Genomic DNA, 17,871 nt, shown 5'->3' on the forward strand with positions numbered 1-17,871 from the left:
TGCGTTTTGGACAGCAGGGACAACTCTTGCATGACTAGCAGCATCTCGTCGTAGACCTGCTTGCAACCCGCTGTTGAAAGACTGCTCAGCGAGTCGAGAAGTGCCGTGAGGTGATCGATGTGGGCACGTGCGCCCTCTCGTGTGTGTTCTTTGATGACGTGCAAAGCTTGCCTCCGATGCGCTGCCAATTGGCCCTGCGAGGGTTGAAATAGTTTGGGATGGACATAATAAGGGGGATCGCCGGGGGTTGGGGCCGGGCCACCGGGTCGCCTACCCCCTTCGATGCGTTGGCATGTTTGCCGCGATGATACCCCGGTGAAGTCCCCCGATGTTGCCTCAGGCTTGGTGGACACTTTGGTGACTGGCTGCCATGCCCTTGGCAATGCTCAGCAGCTTCGCTTGCTGGCTCGGTTCAAGATCACGGAACAACTGCAGCAACTCGGTTTCCTGATCGGCCCTGATTGGTGCTGATGTGCCTACTGGCGTGCCCACCGCGACACCTTGCAAGCGATCCACCAACGTATTCGTTGATGACTGCGGCACCCTCCGGGTGTACTCTGAATCGCTGAATTGCGGGTTTTCTTGCAATTTGCCACGCCCGGTGTTTCTGGGGTGGAGTCGAAGAGACAAAGCGGATCAAAATCTTCGTTGCGGCTCTGCGTTGCGTTCAGTCAGCGTGAACCAGGGAACGCAGGTCCAGCCAAGCCATTGACGCCTGTGCGTTGGATGCGTCAACCGGTTGTAGAACAGTCGCATGGCTCTGATAGATGCTACATGTCCGAAATGTGGGGGCCAAAATCGTCACCGCAGCAATGCTGCGGGCTTGGCCGTCACGTGTCAACATTGCGGCCTGAAGTACATCGCTCCCGAAAAACGTTCCGGTTGCCTTCCTGGATGCGGGGGCCTGGTCTTCGTTGTCGTGATCGGAGTCTTCCTGCTGGCATTCATCGCGGATGGATGTCCAGGTCAGGGGCACAATCGTCGCACGGCGGTCCCGCCACCGACACCGCAGACAACGGCTCGGAGCGACCTGACTGCCTGGGTACGCCAACCGTGCAACGTCCACAGTGCTCCCGACGACAAAGCCGATGTCGTTGGATACCTGACGGTTCCTACCGCCATCTCTGTGACTGACATCGGAGGAGGTTGGCTCAAGTTGAATGATGGGCCGGCACGCAACCTGAAAACCAATGCTCTTCTAACCGACGAAGAGAAGAATACAGAACTCTACGTGTGGAAAAGTTTTGTGTCCGATGAAGATCCAGCAGAATGGCTACCAGCTGATTGGGAATACAAAGAGCCAGAGATCAAACTGCCGACGCCGGTTGTTGAGGAACAGCAGACTGTATCCATGCAGTCACCCGATTGATCAGATGCCCTTTAACACCGGCCGATCCTGAATTCCCCGCTGCCTGTCGATGCGTTCTTGCTGTTTTTTTGCTCGCTCAATCCTTTCTTTTAGCCGCTTTACTCGCTCCTCAGACTCCAGTCGCGACTGCTCCCAATTCCTTGGCTTTATCTTGAGTGGTCTTTGCCACTCTGGAACAACCAGCCTTGGCAGCACGATCTCGGACTGAGGCTCGAGAGTCTCAAGTGCTGCTGAATCAATCCATTGGGTTGGTCCAAGCTGCATCGGGTGCAAGCTTGGGTGGGCGGGCAGACTACAAACAAGGCTGATCAAGAGCAGTTTGGGCAACATGACGATTCCATTCCGTTGAAGCACAGCAAAGACGGCACCTGCTAACCGTATCGAGTTCGCATATTTTGCGGAACAGCGGGTTGGCAGATGCCGCCATCCAATCGAACCGGGAACCCTGCCGGGAATTCCCCGCCAGACAGAAGGGCAAAGTTCAAAAGAGACCAAGCCAAAAACGAGAAAACGCAGGAAAACGCGGCATAAATCGCTTTGGAACCATGCCAAAAACGGGCGGTCTACGACGTTCGAATTGTGTCGCCCCGATTTTTTCGTGATGCTGCTCGGCAATCCCAGTTGGCAGTGAAACGGGGACGGTCGCTTCAAACCGAAACAGCCGTTGCCCCAGCAACCGCGATATCAAGAACTCTTAAAAAACTGGTTCTTCGGGGAATTTAGTGGCCAGAGACGACGGGGTTGAGATCGAGCTTGCCGCAATAGAAGAGGATTCTCAAACGGTAGTTCTTGAACGAACGAAAGCCTCGTGCGGCGGATTTGATCGACTGGATCTTGCTATTGAATCCTTCTGAAAGAGCGTTCGTGACGTAGTGATTGAAGTAGCTCATCAGGCCTGGAAGGTGTCCCCTGAGCATTCTCGCGACCTTCTTGATCGGTTCCAAGCGACTACGCATCGCCCAACCGTACCAGCCATCAAAGAATCGCTGCCCAACAGCCTGGCCGTTGCAGTCCCAGAAGTGTCGAAAGTTCTCCTTCAGGGCCCAGGCTCGTCCCGTGCGAAGGTCGCTCTTTTGCAGGATCTGAAGATCGATTCGCTGATCCTCACTCAGGTTCTCTTCATTGTAAAGAAGCATCTGGCGAAGCCCTGTCAGACGTTCGTCGCCCTCGCCTTTGAGTTCCCGCTGTTCTTGACGACGCACCTTGTCGACCGCTTCGCCGAGATACTTGCTGACGTGAAATTTATCATGGACGATCTCTGCGTTGGGAGCGTTCTTTTTTCCGCTAGTCATGAAGGCCGGCCACATGTCCATCGAGGCTGATTCGACTTCATTTCGCTGGTTTTCGTTGAGTGTTTGCCAGAGTTCGTCCGCCGCGGCGATGGTACGGTCTTTCGAGACATCGAGAACACGGCGATGATCAATGTCCGTCATCACGGAGACATAATCGTGCCCTTTTCCCAGACTCTTTTCATCCATCCCGACATAGTGAACCGAGTCCAGAGAACGCCGATCCAGTCCCCTTTGCACCGCACGTTCGATCAGGCAATGAACGCTATCCCAACTCAACCTGAGAAGCTCAGCGGCGCGGGAGACATTGGCCGCCGCTTGCAGAACACGGGTGGCGAAAGACTCAAACATCAGCGTGAACCGAGAGTGCTTGCCGGCCCAAGGAACCGAGATGGTCTTGACTCCGCAGGTGGGGCACTTGCTTCGCGGAACCGCTGCTCGAATCTCGGTCGCGAATTGCATCGTATCCAGATGACGCCATCTTCGCTTCGGAGCTGTATCGCTTCGTGAGCAAGATGCAGAGCATTCAGGGCAGCAAAGCTTGCCACCCGAATGTTCCAGGTCGATGATGACTTGGTTGGCCGAGAGTTCGAGCTCGACGCCGACGACTTTCCAATCGTCACTGAGCCCAAGAAGTAGTCGGTAGTGCTGGTTCAGATCGTTCATCCCAACAAAGTACAGAATCAACACGCTCCACGCGATCAGCCACTAAATTCCCCGAAGAACCACTTCGGTGACACGACGCGCCATCGCTGAGGGATTGGTGACTTCCACATCCCAGGCCCCTTCAGTTTCGTTTGCCACGGCTTGGAATACTGGTCGCTGCTGTTCATCGGCTTGCGTCACTAGGTAGTTCGTTAAGAGGCTAACCGGAATCCCTAGCAGCACCGTGAGCAGGCCTGCAGCGATCGTGATGGCTGCTCCAAAAAACGCGACCCACCAAGCTGTGCGGCTTGCATCATCCATCTGAAATCTCCTTGAGGAACCTAGAATAGAGTTGTCTGAGCAAATCCCGATATCGGCTAAGCAAAATTCGAAATAGAGCGATCTCGGAACAAAAAGCAGAGAACCATCAATCACCGACATTGGGTAGGTTGTCGCCGTCGCATGCAGTTCTGGTCTACAGCTTGTGGTGACCGAGCAGCAGCGAGCGAGTTTGCACGAAGAAATGGCGTCCTGTCTAGCTCGTACACTTCTACCTCTACCAGGAAGTCGAAGATGCTCGCCATTTGTCACTGACAGGATCGGGCTCTGATCCTTCATCACTGTCCCCCAGGTCCACCGTTGGGTTCGCGAAAGACATCTGAATCCCACCCGATTCATGCGGGCGAACGAGGCACACCGCAGTGGATAATTTCCCCTGAAGAGTAGCGAGCCAAGTGCAAATTATTTTCGCCTTGAAGGCTGATTCCCTCTGGACCACGCTGGAGCGACCAGACTCCCTCGGGATTGTTGCTGCATCCAATAATCCAAGGGTCTCGGAGATTGCCCCACCAGCAAGATCGGGGATTGCACAAAGGTCTTCAGCTAGTCGGTTGTCATCGAACTTGCCAGCTATTCCTACACAGACTTCCCCAAGACCGAACGGGCACATTCGAGTTAGCATCGAGTCAATGACGTTGACTGCGTGAGTCGTTTGCTCATCATTGGCAACGATCGCATCATCATCGGTTAGCCACATCACGTCCTGCCCAACGGCGCCAAGACCGCTAACCAGCAAGGCACCGAACGTAGCTATACGAATCAGCTTTGCATGAACAAGTTCTGTTGAAGGTGTTTCAAACGGAAACTGATATCCCAGATCAGTCTTCTCAATATCCTTGTCGATCGCCTCAGAAAGGAGGATGCCATTGATATCCGAAGTCGCAGACAAGAAGGGCACGAGCGCGCGTTGTCTCGATGCGTCATGTAGCTTCTTAAACGCATGCCGTCTTCCATCAGCGAGGTGTTGGTCCCGTATGGCAGTGCGATCCGCATCCCAGTTGCCCATGCAGTCAGACATTCCACAGAGAAGCAAGCTGACTACTTGATACTTTGCGTCAGAGTGCTCACCCGAGTAATCTCCCGCCAAAACGAGCTGCTGTTCACCACTCAAGTCTGGAAACCGGATCTCCCCTCGCTCCTCTCCTTCACGCATCAAGGCACCGAACTGCAACTGCAACGCATCTGTAGCGTCCGCAGAGACATTCCATCTGGACATCCTGTTTGTCTCGTATTTTGAGTAAACGCAATGCAACCGTTGATGTTGCCGGACAAGAGTCCAGATTAGCATATCGGTTTTCGGGCCGAACCCCGGCTATCCGGCGTCCCGTGAGTGCCCTGATCAGCGCCACCAGCTGGCTCTTGTTGCTGCCGTACAGATCCCGGAGCAACTCGTGTCCAGCCTCCCGTCCAGCTTCGGGGCTACGTCGCTCGTGCTTTGCATGCAAGATACATGGATACTGACTGGCCTCACACATGTGGCCTTTCACGAGCATTCGATTCTGGTCATCCTCCTAGCTCGACGGAATCACCTGAATCTCCGACGGATAGATGTCGTGGGGAAGGATGGAGACAAAGCCCTTTGACACCGTGTAAGCAGGTCGGCAGGAATGATCGGGCATAATCTTGTGAGCCGTTTGGGCGTTAGGCTGGGCTGCGAAATGTTTGATGTTGGCGTTCGGATAGCGAATGCAATTTTTCTTCCGGCTCGCTGTCTTTCTTCATCCCGGTAGGGATGTCAGATGGTAGCCGGGGGTTGCTGCGTAGCAGCGTACCCCCGGAAACCGAGCGTCCCCAAAAACACTCTCCATCCCGCCGTGGCCATCGGCCACGGCGGGATGGAGAGTGGCGGCGTGGGCTACAGGTCCGTCGGTGGCGCGATCGCTTACCGACGGCTACCATCTGACATCCCTACCGGGATGAAAACTTGCGCAAACGAATGCGTTCCGTCACACCAAATATTTCGCAGCCCAGCGTCAGCCCCGGTTTTGCGTGGGAACCGTGGCGAACGCCAAACGGCTCACTTGCCCGATGACACCTGCGTAACTGCTTCGTTTCCAATGAACCCTGAAACGTCATTCCTCGTGTTGAGGTCTCGGATCAGAAGGAGTTGAAACGAAAGAGTCCAAGCAAAGCTCGCAAACCGAAGCCTTCGGTGGGTAACAGCTCAGGGGATCGTCAAAGGCCAGGAGGGTCGGCAGAACTCTTGCCGGGTCCGTGAGTCCCCGGTTTGTGTCGACTCACTGAAAATCCTCTTCGGGATAGCGGCCAACCAGCGAACGGGGTCGGGTCTGAACTCTTGGCGAGTCCAGCGACGGGATTTCCGATCGCGATCGAACTTGTCCGCTTTGATCCATTACTTCGCTGGATAGATCACCTTCCAGTCCTGCTTCATGTCCACCACCGTCCAGCCTTTCTGCTCGGCATCATCGAGGGCTTTGTCGAGTTGGCCGATGTGCGATTCGCGATCGTATGCCCATTCTCGGTCCGCGTCGGTGTGATGCACGATCAAACCGAAACTCGGTGAACGACCGATCGTTGTGTACTGAAGCATCGCCCAGTCGCCGTCGGAGTTGCCGGCCGCGAAAATGGGCCGACGGCCGATGTGCGTATGGATGCCAATTGGCTTGCCTTCTTTGTCGTCGATGAAGTCAATTTCGGGCAAGCGAACGATCACCGGTTTGCCATCGCGAACCTCATAGCGTGACTGGATGCTGCTGCCGACAACCTGTTCCGGCGGGATGCCGTAGGTCGCTTCCGTCCATGGCCGCATGAACTCGATGCCGCCGCCTGAAACGATGAAGGTTTTGAAATCATTGGCTCGCAAGTACGCGAGCAATTCCAACATCGGCTGATAAACCATTTCCTTGTACAGACGCCCGGTCTGGGGATGCTTCGCGGTGGAGATCCACTCGGTGACAATCTGCTCAAACTCGTCCGCCGTCATGCCCGCGTGCGTGGCGGCAACGATCTCGATCAATGACTTTTTGCCGCCAGCCATGACTGCTTTCAAGTCACCTTCCAGCACACCCTGAAACGGTTGTTTGGTATTCCACTCGGGGTGATCCGGTGCCATTGCTTTGACCCGGTCGAGTGCGAACGCAAGTTGGAAGTAGTACGGCTGTTCGCTCCACAGCGTGCCGTCGTTGTCAAACGTCGCGACCCGTTCATCCGCGGGGACGAAGTCCGGCGAACCTGGTCGGGTGACCTTCTCGACGAAAGCCACCATCGACTGCTTGGTCGCTGTCTCGTTCCACGAGGGAAGTGGATCGTCCGCCATCGCGGTCAGCGAACCGGTCAGCATTGCCGCGCCAGACGCGACGAGGAAGGCACAGAAGTTGAGTCTCATGATTTCGTTTTCGGTAAGAGAAGAGTCGAGATGAGCGAAACGTTACGAAAGAGGAGTGCGCATGAAAAAAGGCGTGGCGAGAATTCATCCCCGCCACGCCTCGCAAAAGTGATCAGTCTTGCAGCTCTTTCAAATCGATGCCTTTCTTCTTCAGCAGCGATTTGATTTCGTCGACCTTGCGGAACCGCTCGATCGTCATGGGGCCGGTGTACGTTTCACTTTGAAGCTTACGCGGTGGGTTTTTCTCGTAGGTCTGCATCAACTCGCTGGTAGCTTTGTTGAACAGAACCATCGTCCAGGTTTTTTCGGTGAAGCTGTTCATGAACAAGTCATAACGCTCCTGGGGGTCTTGCCATAGATCATAGACCGCGGGGACGGTGGCTGCATACTTCTGCGGTCCACGCCATCCCAATTCGGCCCCGGGGGCGTCGCTGCCGGCCTGGGCACCGTTGTCACCACGTTGGTTGAAGACGGCCTTCCATTTGCCGAAACGAATTGCATCGGGTGAGAGGTCCGATTCGGTGAAGTAGTACCACTTGTTGCGAGTCCACTCGTCTGCCTTGCCGGTCAGAAGCGGTGTCATGTCCTGGCTGTCGAAGACGATCGGTTCGCCTTCGCGGTCTTGTTTGGGCAGTTCCACTCCGGCGACCGAAGCGAACGTGGCGAGCATATCGAGGCCACCGACAATTTCGTGCGAGTCCGTGTCAGGTTTGATCTTGCCAGGCCACCAAGCGATCGCCGGGACACGGTGACCGCCTTCGCGAGCGGTTCCTTTGCTGCCGCGAAATGGTGTGTATCCAGCGTCGGGGTGCACGTCTTGCCACGCACCATTGTCGACGGTGTAGAACACCAACGTGTTGTCATCGATGCCGAGTTCACGGATCTTGTCCATGATCTTGCCGATGTTGTCGTCCAGCTCAACGACGCAGTCACCGTACTTGCTCTTGGCAGGCGACTTCAGTTCGTAGCCTTCGGCGGGAAGGTTCGGTTGGTGGTTCTTGGCGAAGTTGATGCTCATCAGGAACGGCTTGTCTTCCTTGGCAAACTTCTCGAGATACTCGATCGATGCCTTCGTGGTCATCACATCGATTTCGGCAATGTTGTCGTCGGTGACCTTGGCCACTTCGCGAGCTGGTTTGCCGGCTTCGCCGTCGAGGATCCCAGTGGTGATCTTTGCGAACGCTTCGCGAAGCTCCGGTTCCATCGATGGGTTGAACGATTCCAGCGGGTACGTGTAGGCGTTCAGGTGATACAGAAACGCGTTTCGCATCACGTCAAAACCGTGAGCGGTTGGCATCGCGTAGTCGTCTTCACCCAAGTGCCACTTGCCGGCGAAGAAGGTGTTGTATCCGGCCTTCTGCAGGATCGATGCGTAGGTCCATTCCGCGGCCGGCAAACCACCGCCTTGGCCTTGGAAGGCGACCGTCGTCATGCCGCTGCGGTTCGGGTAGCGACCCGTGATCATCGCGGCTCGGCCAGCCGTGCAGCTCGCTTGGCCGTAGAACGACCAGAACTGCATGCCTTCATCTGCCAACCGGTCCAAGTTGGGCGTTGGCATCCCGCGGCCGGCACCTCCGCCATAGCAACCGAGGTCGCCGTACCCGGTGTCGTCTGAAATCAGCACGACAATGTTGGGTTGGTCAGCGGCTCGAACCGTTGTCACGGTTGCCACCAATCCGAAAAGAGCGAGTAGCGCCGCCTGAGTCAACGCCATCGTGTTTTTACCTTTAGACACTCCAGTTCTCCCGAACAGTCAATTTAGAAAAGTTTCGTTCCTTCAGTGAGATCAACCGGTTCCGTCCGGCAATGTATGGTGGTCACGCACGCTCAATCGCGTTGTGAATGGAATCGAGAAGCACTTCGGCATCGATCGGTTTGCGGAGCACGTCAAACGCCCCCGCCTGCATCGCCGCATGTCGCGACAAGTAATCTTCTTGGGAAGTCAGGAACACCGTTGGAATGAACCGCTCGCCATCGAGCAGCATCTGCTGCAACTGCAACCCCGTTGTCCCGCCGAGTCGCATGTCCAATAGCAAGCAATCTGGTTTTTCGGAACTCGCCGCGTCCAAGAATTCATCCGCCGACGCAAACGTTTCCACGCTGTAACCACTTGTTTGCAACAAACGGCGCAAGGCAGTGCGGATCGACTCATCGTTGTCAATCACGGCAATGGTCGCGCGATGTTGCATCGATTGGTAAGTCCGCACCGGATCATTCGGCCGATCACAAGACCGCGTCCGTCAAGGAAGCGTTCCGAACCGGATAGAACTACGACCGTGAATACGGTAGCGACACTTACCTGCCGGCAATATCATCCTTTGGGATGATTCGCATCATCCTTTCGATGAGGCCTGCGTTGACTTCTCGACCATCCGAGCCAACTCGGCGATGGAAGAGGCTGCCATCTTTTCCATGACGTTTCGACGATGACTTTTGACCGTCGGCTGAGAGATAACGAGGCGGCTGGCGATCTGTTTATTGGGCAATCCTTCAACGACCAATGTCAAGACTTCGCGTTCACGTGGTGTCAATGATTCCAGGCGTGTTCGGATTCGCCCCAGTTCGCCGTTGCCACGTCGTGCCAAGATGTTTTGGTCGATCGCCTGTCCCACCGCGTCGAGCAATTTTTGATCGTCGACGGGTTTGGGCAAAAAATCAGTGGCACCCGCCTTCATCGCCCGGACCGACATCGGAATGTCACCGTGGGCGCTCATGAAAACGATCGGCAGGTCCTCTTGGGTCTCCTTCAAACGTTCTTGCATGTCCAACCCGCTCAGTCCCGGCATGCGGACGTCGAGCAACAAGCAACCGGCGACGTCAGCACGCTGGTGATCGAGAAAATCACGAGCCGAACCAAACAGTTCCACGCGCAGCCCGACCGACTTCAGCAAACGTGCCTTGGCAGTTCGGACGGACTCATCGTCGTCAACGATGTAAACGGTGGCGTGGGGGTCGGACATGCCGCCATCTTAATCGTCACGCGTCGGCTCGCGAACACCCTCGGGCTGCGACCGTTTGACGAGTCTCATCGGTTGAAAATCCATTGGCTGCCGATGCGAGTGCACATCGGTGCATCAGTCTGTTGTTTCGCAAACGCCCGGCAGTTGGACGTGAAAGGTGACCCCCCGCGTCGGGTTCTGCGTGACCCAAATCCGACCCTGATGCGATTCCACGATGGACTGGCTGATCGACAACCCCATGCCGATCCCTCCGGTCCGCGTTGTGAAGAATGGATGAAAAACCTGCTGCAACGATTCGTCATCGAGCCCAATCCCTTGGTCGCACACGCGGAGGTGAACCGATCCGTCGTCGAGGCTCGTCCGCACAGTCACCTGCTTGGCGTCCGGTGGCGTTCCCGTCATCGCTTGGGCTGCGTTGATCAAAAGATTGAGGATCAATTGCTGCAGCCCGACCTTGTCGCCTTCGACGGGCGGCAGTCCGTTGTCGAGGTCCTTTTCGATCGTGATCCCGCGGCTGATCGCGTCCGGGGCGACCAGCTTGAGCACGTCCTGAACGATCTCATTCAGATCGACGAGTTCACGAGTGGGGGGTTCCTTTTTGGCGAGCGAACGGACATGGTTCAGAATGCCGGCGGCACGATTCCCGTCCCCCGCGATGTCCTTCAGAGCCGCGGCGACCTCGTCGGTATCAGGCGGTGTCTGTTGCAGCAGTCGGATTGCGGCTTGCGCGTTGCTGACGATCGCGGACAAGGGTTGGTTCACCTCATGAGCGATGGACGTGGACAGTTCGCCGACGGTCGCAACACGATTCACCCTCGCCAATTCATCTCGCTGCCGGCGGCTGGTCTCTTGGCTGGCCAACTGCAACTGTTCCGCCTTCCGCCGACGACGGATTTGAATCAACAACACTGCGATCAGTGCTGCCTGCAGCAAGATCAACGTGATCGCCGCGAGGATCCGTCCGGGGTAACGCTCCCACGCGGTCAACTCACGAAACGCAACGACGCTGCCCTCGGGAACACGCGATTGGTTCAGCCCCCAGTGTCGCAGTTGACGCCAATCGAGATGGTTCAGAGCGGGCGTCTGCGAAACGTCTGGCACTGCCTCTTGGTTCCCATCCAAAATCTGCAACGCTAGCTTCGCAGTGCTGTTCGCCAAACCCTCGAACGTCGCAAAGTGGCCACCAACAATCCCTCGTCCGTGATACGTGTTGTAAATGCCGTACAGAGGCGAAGGAGAAACCGCCGACAATTGTTCGACAACGTCAGGCGAAAAGAAATGCTCTCCCTCGCCGTCTTGCATGCAAAGCAGAAACAGAACGATGGCATCACGAGGCAACACCTGGACACGGCGGATCAACTCGTCCATCGGCAAACCACTCAGATACGTCACCTCGAATCGTTGATCGTATCCCGATTCTCTCAATTGCTCGGCAGTGGAGACCTGCCAATTCCGGTCCAATTGAGAAGCACCGGTGATGACAAACAATTGCTTTGCCTTTGGCTGCAACCCGATCGCCAGATCCAAAGTGGGCATCAATTCCAAGCGGATCGGAATGCCGGGGATCTCATTCAAACGAGGATCGCTCGCAATCCGCTCCTGCCCCACGCACGTGGAAATCAGAGGCACGTCGGCAAACAACGAATCGCGACTCTCGACCAAAAAGTCCAACGCTTCTGAGCCGCCCGCGACGACGAGATCAACCTTTCGGTCCGCGTACTTCTCCTTGAGCAGCGAGCGTGTCCGTTCCAGGTTTTCCTTGCCCGGGAAACGTGCGATATCCAGATACTCGTTGTACACATCAACGCGATACTGACCGCTGACCTGAAGCCTGTCTCGCAGCACCCGATCAACGATCTCGTTCGCAGGCAGAACGTCGCCGTAGGAGTAAACAACGATGACGTTCCGCGTCTTCGCATCGTCCGCTTCGCTCGCGATAGCCGGAACGAATTGGCAGAACGCCAACGCCAGCGAGGTCAGCACCAACGCGTTTCGGTCGCGACAACCAATCCGAGTTCTCAATCCAAACATACAATCAAATCGAAACAAGCGTGTTCAACTCCGTCGTCATCCGAGGCAAAATGCTTCCCAAGAAAACCAGTTGCGAAGCAGGTTGGCAGGAATGATCGGGAACAACCAGGTGAGCCGTTTGGGCGTTGGCCCCGGTTGTATGTGGGAGAAACAACGCTCGCCACAACCTTTTCCATGCCGAACGACTCCTGCCGACCGGCTTCAGCTTAGTTCCTAGCGGTCTGTCAGGATTTGTTTTTAGGGTAGTGGACGAGGCCACGAGTCCTGAACTGGCGTCAAATCCAAGGACTCGTGGCCTCGTCCACTACGATCAACCCTCACTTTTAGCTGTGACAGACCTCTAGTCGGCCAACAAGTCAATCGTCGTCCCGTCAGCGGTGGTGGCGTCCATTCTGCTGTAGTCCCAGCTTCCATCGGCTTTGGTTCCGATCACATGAACCGTCGCTGATCCGTTTGGTCCGCTCACCGAATAGTTCAAATTCGCGTCGCCGTCATCATTCTTGAGTTGGATGTTTCCTTGGACCAGTGCCGAAGGCTCGATCGGTTCTCCGATCACGGACTGCAATTCCACGTTGGATTGGGCTTTGGTGAGAGATTCGGTGTACGGTTCACTCGATTTGATCATCGCGAAGACACCGAAGACCCCGGTTCCAATCAAGCCGCCGCAAACCAACAAGGCGACCAGGCAACCTCCGCCCAAGCCAAGCAGGATACAGCCTGTGTTGGATTTCTTGGGTTCGGTGTACGCAGGTTGGGGTTGGAAAGGATCGGAGACTGGCGCTTGAGACATCGGTCGACTGCAAAGAGGACGAGGATACGGGCTGGCAGAATGATAGGTTGATCCATTGTCCCATCGGGGCGCGCAAAAGCAAAAGGAACGACGACCTTCCCTCCACCAACCCGAACCAGTCCCGAAGGGGCGACACAACCACCCGGCCGGACATTAAAAAGGGGACGGGGGTCAATTAACTTGATGCGTCGCTTTTGCCCCCGTCCCCTTTTCATGGTCGCTTGAAGTTGTTCGGCAAGGTTTGTTTTGATCGAACTCTCAACCGATCGATGCGACATCCATCCTACGATCGCAATCACAATGGCGGTCAGCACTGGCCCAAGCCACATCCGCTTCGGCGTGAGCAGATTGGTGGTCAGCGCCGCCCCGGTCAGCGATCGCAACCTCGAAATACGGGACTGGTTTGCAGAGGAATCTTGGCTCATAAGGGAATCACGGTTGTCAAAACAAAAAGGAATAAATCAGAACCAGTGTTAGCAGGATCGGATAGACAAACCGCGATCGCGGTCGATCCGTTCGGCTACGAGTCCCATGGAAACAACTTGTTATCCAACTTGGACAGTTGTTGTTTTAACATCTCCAGCACCTCACTTGTTGAGCTTTCACCTACCGCAGCCAATTCATCGGTGCGCTCGAATTCGGATAGATCAAACGCTGTGACATCAGGTTCAATGATAAAATCGGCAGGCTGAACTCCGACGGAGTTCATGTTGAAGTTTTGCACCATGCTGGCTCGCATCAGCACGTTCAAGACCGAAAGCGAAGTCCGTTTCTTGCCCGGTTGATCAGCACAAATCCCAGCGAACTCAGCTTCTAACTTCGCCGTTACGCTTGAGGCGATCACAAAATTGCATCCTTTATCGACCAAGACGTCTGCCGGAATGTTGTTGACGATACCGCCATCGATCAAGGCCTCGCCATCGCCCACGATTGGCACCGAAAAACCCGGAATGTTGATGCTTTCGAGGATACATCGTACCGCATCGCCCACTTCTCGGACGACCGGCCTACCGCGAACCAAATCGACGGTCACGGTACAAATCGGAAGCGGCAATTGTTCCAGCCGCGTGTCGCCGAGATACTTGCGCAGCATGGGAGCGAATTGGCCTCTTCTGTATTTGACTAACAAGTACCAATAACTACCGCCTGGCAAACATCGAAAGTACCACGGCAGACGCAGGTCTTTCTTGAAACTTTCGATGGTGTAGTCGACGCTCATGCCAGACGAGTAGAGGACACCTGTCATTGCACCGGCGCTTGTGCCCGCCATCATGTCGACATAGATGCCGTTGTCTTCAAGCACTTTCAATACGCCCAGATGAGCCATGCCACGGGCGGCTCCACCGCCAAGAGCGATTCCGATTTGAATCCCGCGAAGATGGTGAACGATCCGTTCCACTCCCGATGGAAGTAGTCCTCCCTGATTCGGTGCTGCTTTCGCAAATGAGATTTTAAAATCACGTTCAACGAGATCCGCGACTTCGGGGAAGTAGGGCGGGATCGTCGTTTCGTCGTCGAGCAACCAAACCAAGAAGATTTTTTCACGCCAACCGGCGACCAGCGATTGCAATGACTTGATGATCTTTAGCGCGGCGTGAGCGTCACGGGGTTGGACACACCACAACACGCGGTCCGCGACGCTCATCAAGCGAACCAGTTGTAATTGCTCATGTTGGGCATCCAGATCGATAAAGATGCGACCAATATCCGACCACTCATCCAGATGCGTCTGACGCTCTTGTTCGCTGATCAATTTTCCATCGACGAATAACAATCGAAATGGGACGTCTTCGACCGGATGCCATTCAGGGTCATCACCCAAGACACACAGAGTTTCGTCCAACTGTTTGAGTCGCTTTAGTAACGCAGGCGTTAGCTGACGACAGGCTGGAGATTGATGAACGATGCTCACCCGCTTGGGTTGATTCTTAGTCCGATCGACCATCACAATCTGACGAGCGATGTTGCCGGCCAGTCGATAGAGATTCATCTGCAGGTCAGTGTGCGTGCTCGCGAGTTTCGCGAGTGCGGCAATGCCTAGCCGGATTCCTGTGGTTGGCTCGGTCGCGACCACATTGGTGCTTGCTTGATCGGGCTGTGCGATCGAAAGCAAGCCGAACGCAGTACCTCGAGTCAACGCTCGTTCGAGGACGCAGTTGCCGAATCGATCCATGACGGAGGCAAGCAGGCGTCCATCGACGACAAAGAAAACCGAGGTCAATGCTTGATCGGCCAGATGAACGATATCGCCTTCTTTCAAATGCACATACTCGCCCATCGAGGCGATGTCAGCGATGGCTGAATCACTTAAACGCTGGCACCAGGGCAATCGCTTCAGTTCGACAATGATCCGTTCATCGGACGCTCCCTCGCTATCGTTCTGCATTCATGATTCCCCTGGTTACTTTCGCGTGGATACCTGCAAGACAAATTCGCCAGTCACGCTAGCTTCCGCGTCGGTATCAGCAGTCGGCATCTTCTTGCGAATGCAAGTCCCGCAATTCGTTGCTCGCGTATTTCCTGTTTCGATCTCGGTGTCTTTTCGTGACCGCGGCCTCCATCCGCAGTAGGTTCGGAACTCGCTGCGGTTGGAAGCCACAGCCACGTTAGTACTCGGCACTGCCTATCGCACTTGCTCAATCTTGCTCATCGGGAACGTTTGGTCGAAGTAAGCTTGCTCGGGGCCATAGAGCCTCAGGTAGACGAAGAAGGACTGGCCTTTGTTGGTCTGGACCCAATTCACTTCTTTGCCCTCAGGCGCCGTTGGACCGAAGTACAGATCCACCGAGCCGTCGTCGTTCTTGATCAGACCTTCGGTGCGGGAAGAACGGTCCGACCGTTTGATTTCGTTGCGGATGATCAATCGATTCTCGATGTCATAGACGGTCACCGACCAGAAGTTGGCTGCCGGTGGATTGGGGCCGACGTGGAGCTTGTAGTGATTGCCTCCCATTAACGCATTGCCGGCGGCATCGTAGTAACTGCCCAGATAGGCTGAGCCTTTACCCGCCACTCGCGAGACCATGCCAGCCGACGTGGTGGTCGCCTCGAAACCGTAGGATGCCCGCTCGTTGAATTGGGAGTACTTCGGCAGATCAATTTTCGGATTCATCCCGGCCATCGCGTCTTCAAAACCGGAGTCCTTGCCATAGAGTGACGTCGGGAACATGCTCCTGGTTTTGTTGAAGGAGATCGCTTGCGACATGGCCATGCCAACGTCCAGACCTTGCTGCAGAATCTCTTTCTGCTGAGCAGTCGGCTTGAACGGTTTTCGTTTTTCGATTCCGAGGTCCTTCAGCCAGGCATAGAAGAACCGGTCACGATCCGCCATCGGTTCACGCTGAACATAGGTGTTCACCAGTTCCCAGAACCGCATGTCGCGCGGCTGGGTATTCAGCGCGACCTTGTCGCCCGATTTGGGTTCATATTTGACGAACTTCGTTTCTGGCGGATTGTCGGCGTCCGACAATTTATAGGCCTTCACGGCTGTCCGAAGTTTCTTCGCCTCATCCCCGGTGCCGAGCGCACGGTAGAAGTAGACCACTCGGAAGGTGTCGGACTGGATGATTTTTCCATCGAAGTTCTTGGGGTAGTTCTGTCCCGGCCCAACCAGCAACAGTTTTCCCGGCTTGCCATTGATCTCGTGGATGGGCTGCATCCACGCGTTATCGACCACGCCGTAGATCGCCCCGGGCGGCAGAACAACGACCACAGGCCCGGTCTTCGACAGGTCCGACATTGCGATCGTGTAAGGGGTGGTCACGTTCGCGGTCATGTAGGGATAGACGCCGTCATAACCGTCATAGAGACCAAAGACAATGTCGGTATCAGACAGATCCAACCCGTTGGAGGTCTCAAAATTGCTGTGCAGGGCCGGATAAAGCGTTTCGAAATTCATCATCGGCATCGCCCAAGTCACCAGTTGAGTGGCCCGCTGCTGGAGAAGCCGACGATGCAAGAGCTCCGCCGTCTCTTTGGTAATGGTCTGGCCCTGGAACTCAAGTTTGCCCAAATAGGTTTCTTGAACCGTTTGAGCCGAAGCACTCGGCGGCACGGTGGTGCAGGCGATAACTGCAACAAGAGCAACGATGAATCGTGTTGGGTTTTTCATGGTTTTTCTTTCTTAGTAGTTCGTTCGGTGTTTGTACTTGCTTGTGAGGGGGCGGTGGTTGGTTTCCTACCCAAGTGGCTGTGGCTTCCAGCCGCAGTGTTTATCCAGCCAATAAAATGCGGCTGGAAGCCACAGCCACGTTAATGAAGTGCGTACCTCGCTGTGTGTAAGACAAACTCATTCGAACTCAAACCGGCTTTTGCAGGATTGGCTCGGATATACTCTTGAATTCGGTTCAACTCCTCGCCGTCACGGGCGATATGGTCATGAGACTCGCTCATCCACAACGTACCGCTCGTCCCACGGAGAGCCTGAATCTGATTGGCGGTGAAACTCTTGATTGAATGCAAGATGTCCTCGAGTTCAAAGCTTGCATAAGGCGTAAGTAATGCATGAACATGGTTGGGCATCACAACAAAGTCGCCCGTGTCTAGACGCTGTCCATGAAAATGGCGTAGAGCATCACTCACCAGCTTTGCGTGCTCTGGAGTTCGCAGAACGCACTCGCCCAAACCTTCATCAAGCTTCGAAAAGAACTTGGAAACAAAGGGTCGCTCAAACAACTTCTTATCTTCTGTCGAAAGCTGTTTGAATTTCGCCAGCCAATCCTCTGACTCCACGTCGATACCGCGAGCTTGAAGCCACATTCCGCGTTCGTATTTCCATTGTTGCAAAACTCCATCGGGAATGGAGTCCGCCAAACGAAACGTCACGAAGTACGTACAGCCGGCTTGCCGCCAATGAGGCAAGAATCCGTTGTAATAAATCCGAACTTCACCGGACTCATCAAACGGTTTGAATGGCCGTATTTTAGTTTCGCTCAGTAACATTAGGTTTTCCCAAGTGGCTGTGGCTTCCAGCCGCAGTATCCAAAAATTCATTCCAAACTGGGGCTGGAAGCCCCAGCCACGATTACTACACCAGTTCGTCCTCGCTCGGTCGCCAGGTCATCAACCGAAGTTCGGCCCAAGCCGGCTTGGTTGGAACAGGT

Annotated in this window: 15 protein-coding genes; 2 read left to right on the forward strand and 13 right to left on the reverse strand. The window is 55.2% G+C overall.

The window, feature by feature from the left end; translation table 11 throughout:
- The first annotated feature begins 315 nt into the window (after positions 1-315).
- Positions 316-471: a hypothetical protein gene (locus UH5x_RS05345; protein ID WP_482634979.1), complete on the forward strand. Its 156-nt coding sequence runs from the start codon at positions 316-318 to the stop codon at positions 469-471.
- 352 nt (positions 472-823) lie between these two features.
- Positions 824-1,369, forward strand: a complete 546-nt coding sequence (locus UH5x_RS05350) for an SH3 domain-containing protein (protein WP_482634980.1) — start codon at positions 824-826, stop codon at positions 1,367-1,369.
- Here the strand turns inward: UH5x_RS05350 and UH5x_RS05355 are convergent, their stop codons facing one another.
- The 13 genes from UH5x_RS05355 to UH5x_RS05415 all read right to left on the reverse strand — a co-directional run bounded on the left by UH5x_RS05355 (position 1,370) and on the right by UH5x_RS05415 (position 17,761).
- Positions 1,370-1,699 carry a hypothetical protein gene (locus tag UH5x_RS05355; RefSeq protein ID WP_482634981.1) on the reverse strand — a complete coding sequence of 110 codons (330 nt, stop codon included), beginning with the start codon at positions 1,697-1,699 and terminating at the stop codon, positions 1,370-1,372.
- A 389-nt stretch (positions 1,700-2,088) separates the two neighbouring features.
- The gene (locus tag UH5x_RS05360; RefSeq protein WP_482634982.1) at positions 2,089-3,348 is read right to left on the reverse strand and encodes an ISL3 family transposase; all 1,260 of its coding nucleotides are present in this window, start codon (positions 3,346-3,348) and stop codon (positions 2,089-2,091) included.
- 18 nt (positions 3,349-3,366) lie between these two features.
- On the reverse strand, positions 3,367-3,744 hold the full coding sequence (locus tag UH5x_RS05365) for a hypothetical protein (protein ID WP_482634983.1): 378 nt from the start codon (positions 3,742-3,744) through the stop codon (positions 3,367-3,369).
- A 115-nt stretch (positions 3,745-3,859) separates the two neighbouring features.
- Positions 3,860-4,858 (reverse strand): hypothetical protein, encoded by a 999-nt coding sequence (locus tag UH5x_RS05370; RefSeq protein ID WP_482634984.1) that lies wholly within the window; start codon positions 4,856-4,858, stop codon positions 3,860-3,862.
- A gap of 1,137 nt (positions 4,859-5,995) precedes the next feature.
- Positions 5,996-6,988, reverse strand: coding sequence for an HAD family hydrolase (locus UH5x_RS05375; protein ID WP_482634985.1), 993 nt, complete (start codon positions 6,986-6,988; stop codon positions 5,996-5,998).
- Positions 6,989-7,100: 112 nt separating this feature from the next.
- Complete coding sequence (locus UH5x_RS05380; protein ID WP_482634986.1) at positions 7,101-8,723, reverse strand: arylsulfatase; 1,623 nt, start codon at positions 8,721-8,723, stop codon at positions 7,101-7,103.
- Positions 8,724-8,805: 82 nt separating this feature from the next.
- Complete coding sequence (locus UH5x_RS05385) at positions 8,806-9,177, reverse strand: response regulator transcription factor (RefSeq protein ID WP_482634987.1); 372 nt, start codon at positions 9,175-9,177, stop codon at positions 8,806-8,808.
- Positions 9,178-9,321: 144 nt separating this feature from the next.
- On the reverse strand, positions 9,322-9,948 hold the full coding sequence (locus UH5x_RS05390; RefSeq protein ID WP_047816927.1) for a response regulator transcription factor: 627 nt from the start codon (positions 9,946-9,948) through the stop codon (positions 9,322-9,324).
- A gap of 114 nt (positions 9,949-10,062) precedes the next feature.
- Positions 10,063-11,979: a sensor histidine kinase gene (locus tag UH5x_RS05395; RefSeq protein WP_482634988.1), complete on the reverse strand. Its 1,917-nt coding sequence runs from the start codon at positions 11,977-11,979 to the stop codon at positions 10,063-10,065.
- A 340-nt stretch (positions 11,980-12,319) separates the two neighbouring features.
- On the reverse strand, positions 12,320-12,769 hold the full coding sequence (locus UH5x_RS05400) for a cytochrome c oxidase assembly factor Coa1 family protein (RefSeq protein ID WP_482634989.1): 450 nt from the start codon (positions 12,767-12,769) through the stop codon (positions 12,320-12,322).
- A gap of 520 nt (positions 12,770-13,289) precedes the next feature.
- A complete protein-coding gene (locus tag UH5x_RS05405) occupies positions 13,290-15,155 on the reverse strand; it encodes a patatin-like phospholipase family protein (protein ID WP_482634990.1) in 1,866 nt (621 codons plus the stop codon).
- Between the two features lie 237 nt (positions 15,156-15,392).
- Positions 15,393-16,781: a DUF1214 domain-containing protein gene (locus tag UH5x_RS05410; protein WP_482634991.1), complete on the reverse strand. Its 1,389-nt coding sequence runs from the start codon at positions 16,779-16,781 to the stop codon at positions 15,393-15,395.
- Between the two features lie 239 nt (positions 16,782-17,020).
- Positions 17,021-17,761 carry a transposase gene (locus tag UH5x_RS05415; protein ID WP_482634992.1) on the reverse strand — a complete coding sequence of 247 codons (741 nt, stop codon included), beginning with the start codon at positions 17,759-17,761 and terminating at the stop codon, positions 17,021-17,023.
- Positions 17,762-17,871 lie beyond the last annotated feature (110 nt).

It is taken from the genome of Rhodopirellula sp. UH5 (assembly GCF_056839225.1).

What these genes read in the sequence shown, in the direction of transcription:
- UH5x_RS05365 (WP_482634983.1), bottom strand. Translation starts at nt 3,744, where the DNA reads ATGTCGGTGATTGATGGTTCTCTGCTTTTTGTTCCGAGATCGCTCTAT.
- UH5x_RS05390 (WP_047816927.1), bottom strand. Translation starts at nt 9,948, where the DNA reads ATGTCCGACCCCCACGCCACCGTTTACATCGTTGACGACGATGAGTCC.
- UH5x_RS05355 (WP_482634981.1), bottom strand. Translation starts at nt 1,699, where the DNA reads ATGTTGCCCAAACTGCTCTTGATCAGCCTTGTTTGTAGTCTGCCCGCC.
- UH5x_RS05370 (WP_482634984.1), bottom strand. Translation starts at nt 4,858, where the DNA reads ATGTCCAGATGGAATGTCTCTGCGGACGCTACAGATGCGTTGCAGTTG.
- UH5x_RS05400 (WP_482634989.1), bottom strand. Translation starts at nt 12,769, where the DNA reads ATGTCTCAAGCGCCAGTCTCCGATCCTTTCCAACCCCAACCTGCGTAC.
- UH5x_RS05415 (WP_482634992.1), bottom strand. Translation starts at nt 17,761, where the DNA reads ATGAATTTTTGGATACTGCGGCTGGAAGCCACAGCCACTTGGGAAAAC.
- UH5x_RS05375 (WP_482634985.1), bottom strand. Translation starts at nt 6,988, where the DNA reads ATGAGACTCAACTTCTGTGCCTTCCTCGTCGCGTCTGGCGCGGCAATG.
- UH5x_RS05395 (WP_482634988.1), bottom strand. Translation starts at nt 11,979, where the DNA reads ATGTTTGGATTGAGAACTCGGATTGGTTGTCGCGACCGAAACGCGTTG.
- UH5x_RS05405 (WP_482634990.1), bottom strand. Translation starts at nt 15,155, where the DNA reads ATGCAGAACGATAGCGAGGGAGCGTCCGATGAACGGATCATTGTCGAA.
- UH5x_RS05385 (WP_482634987.1), bottom strand. Translation starts at nt 9,177, where the DNA reads ATGCAACATCGCGCGACCATTGCCGTGATTGACAACGATGAGTCGATC.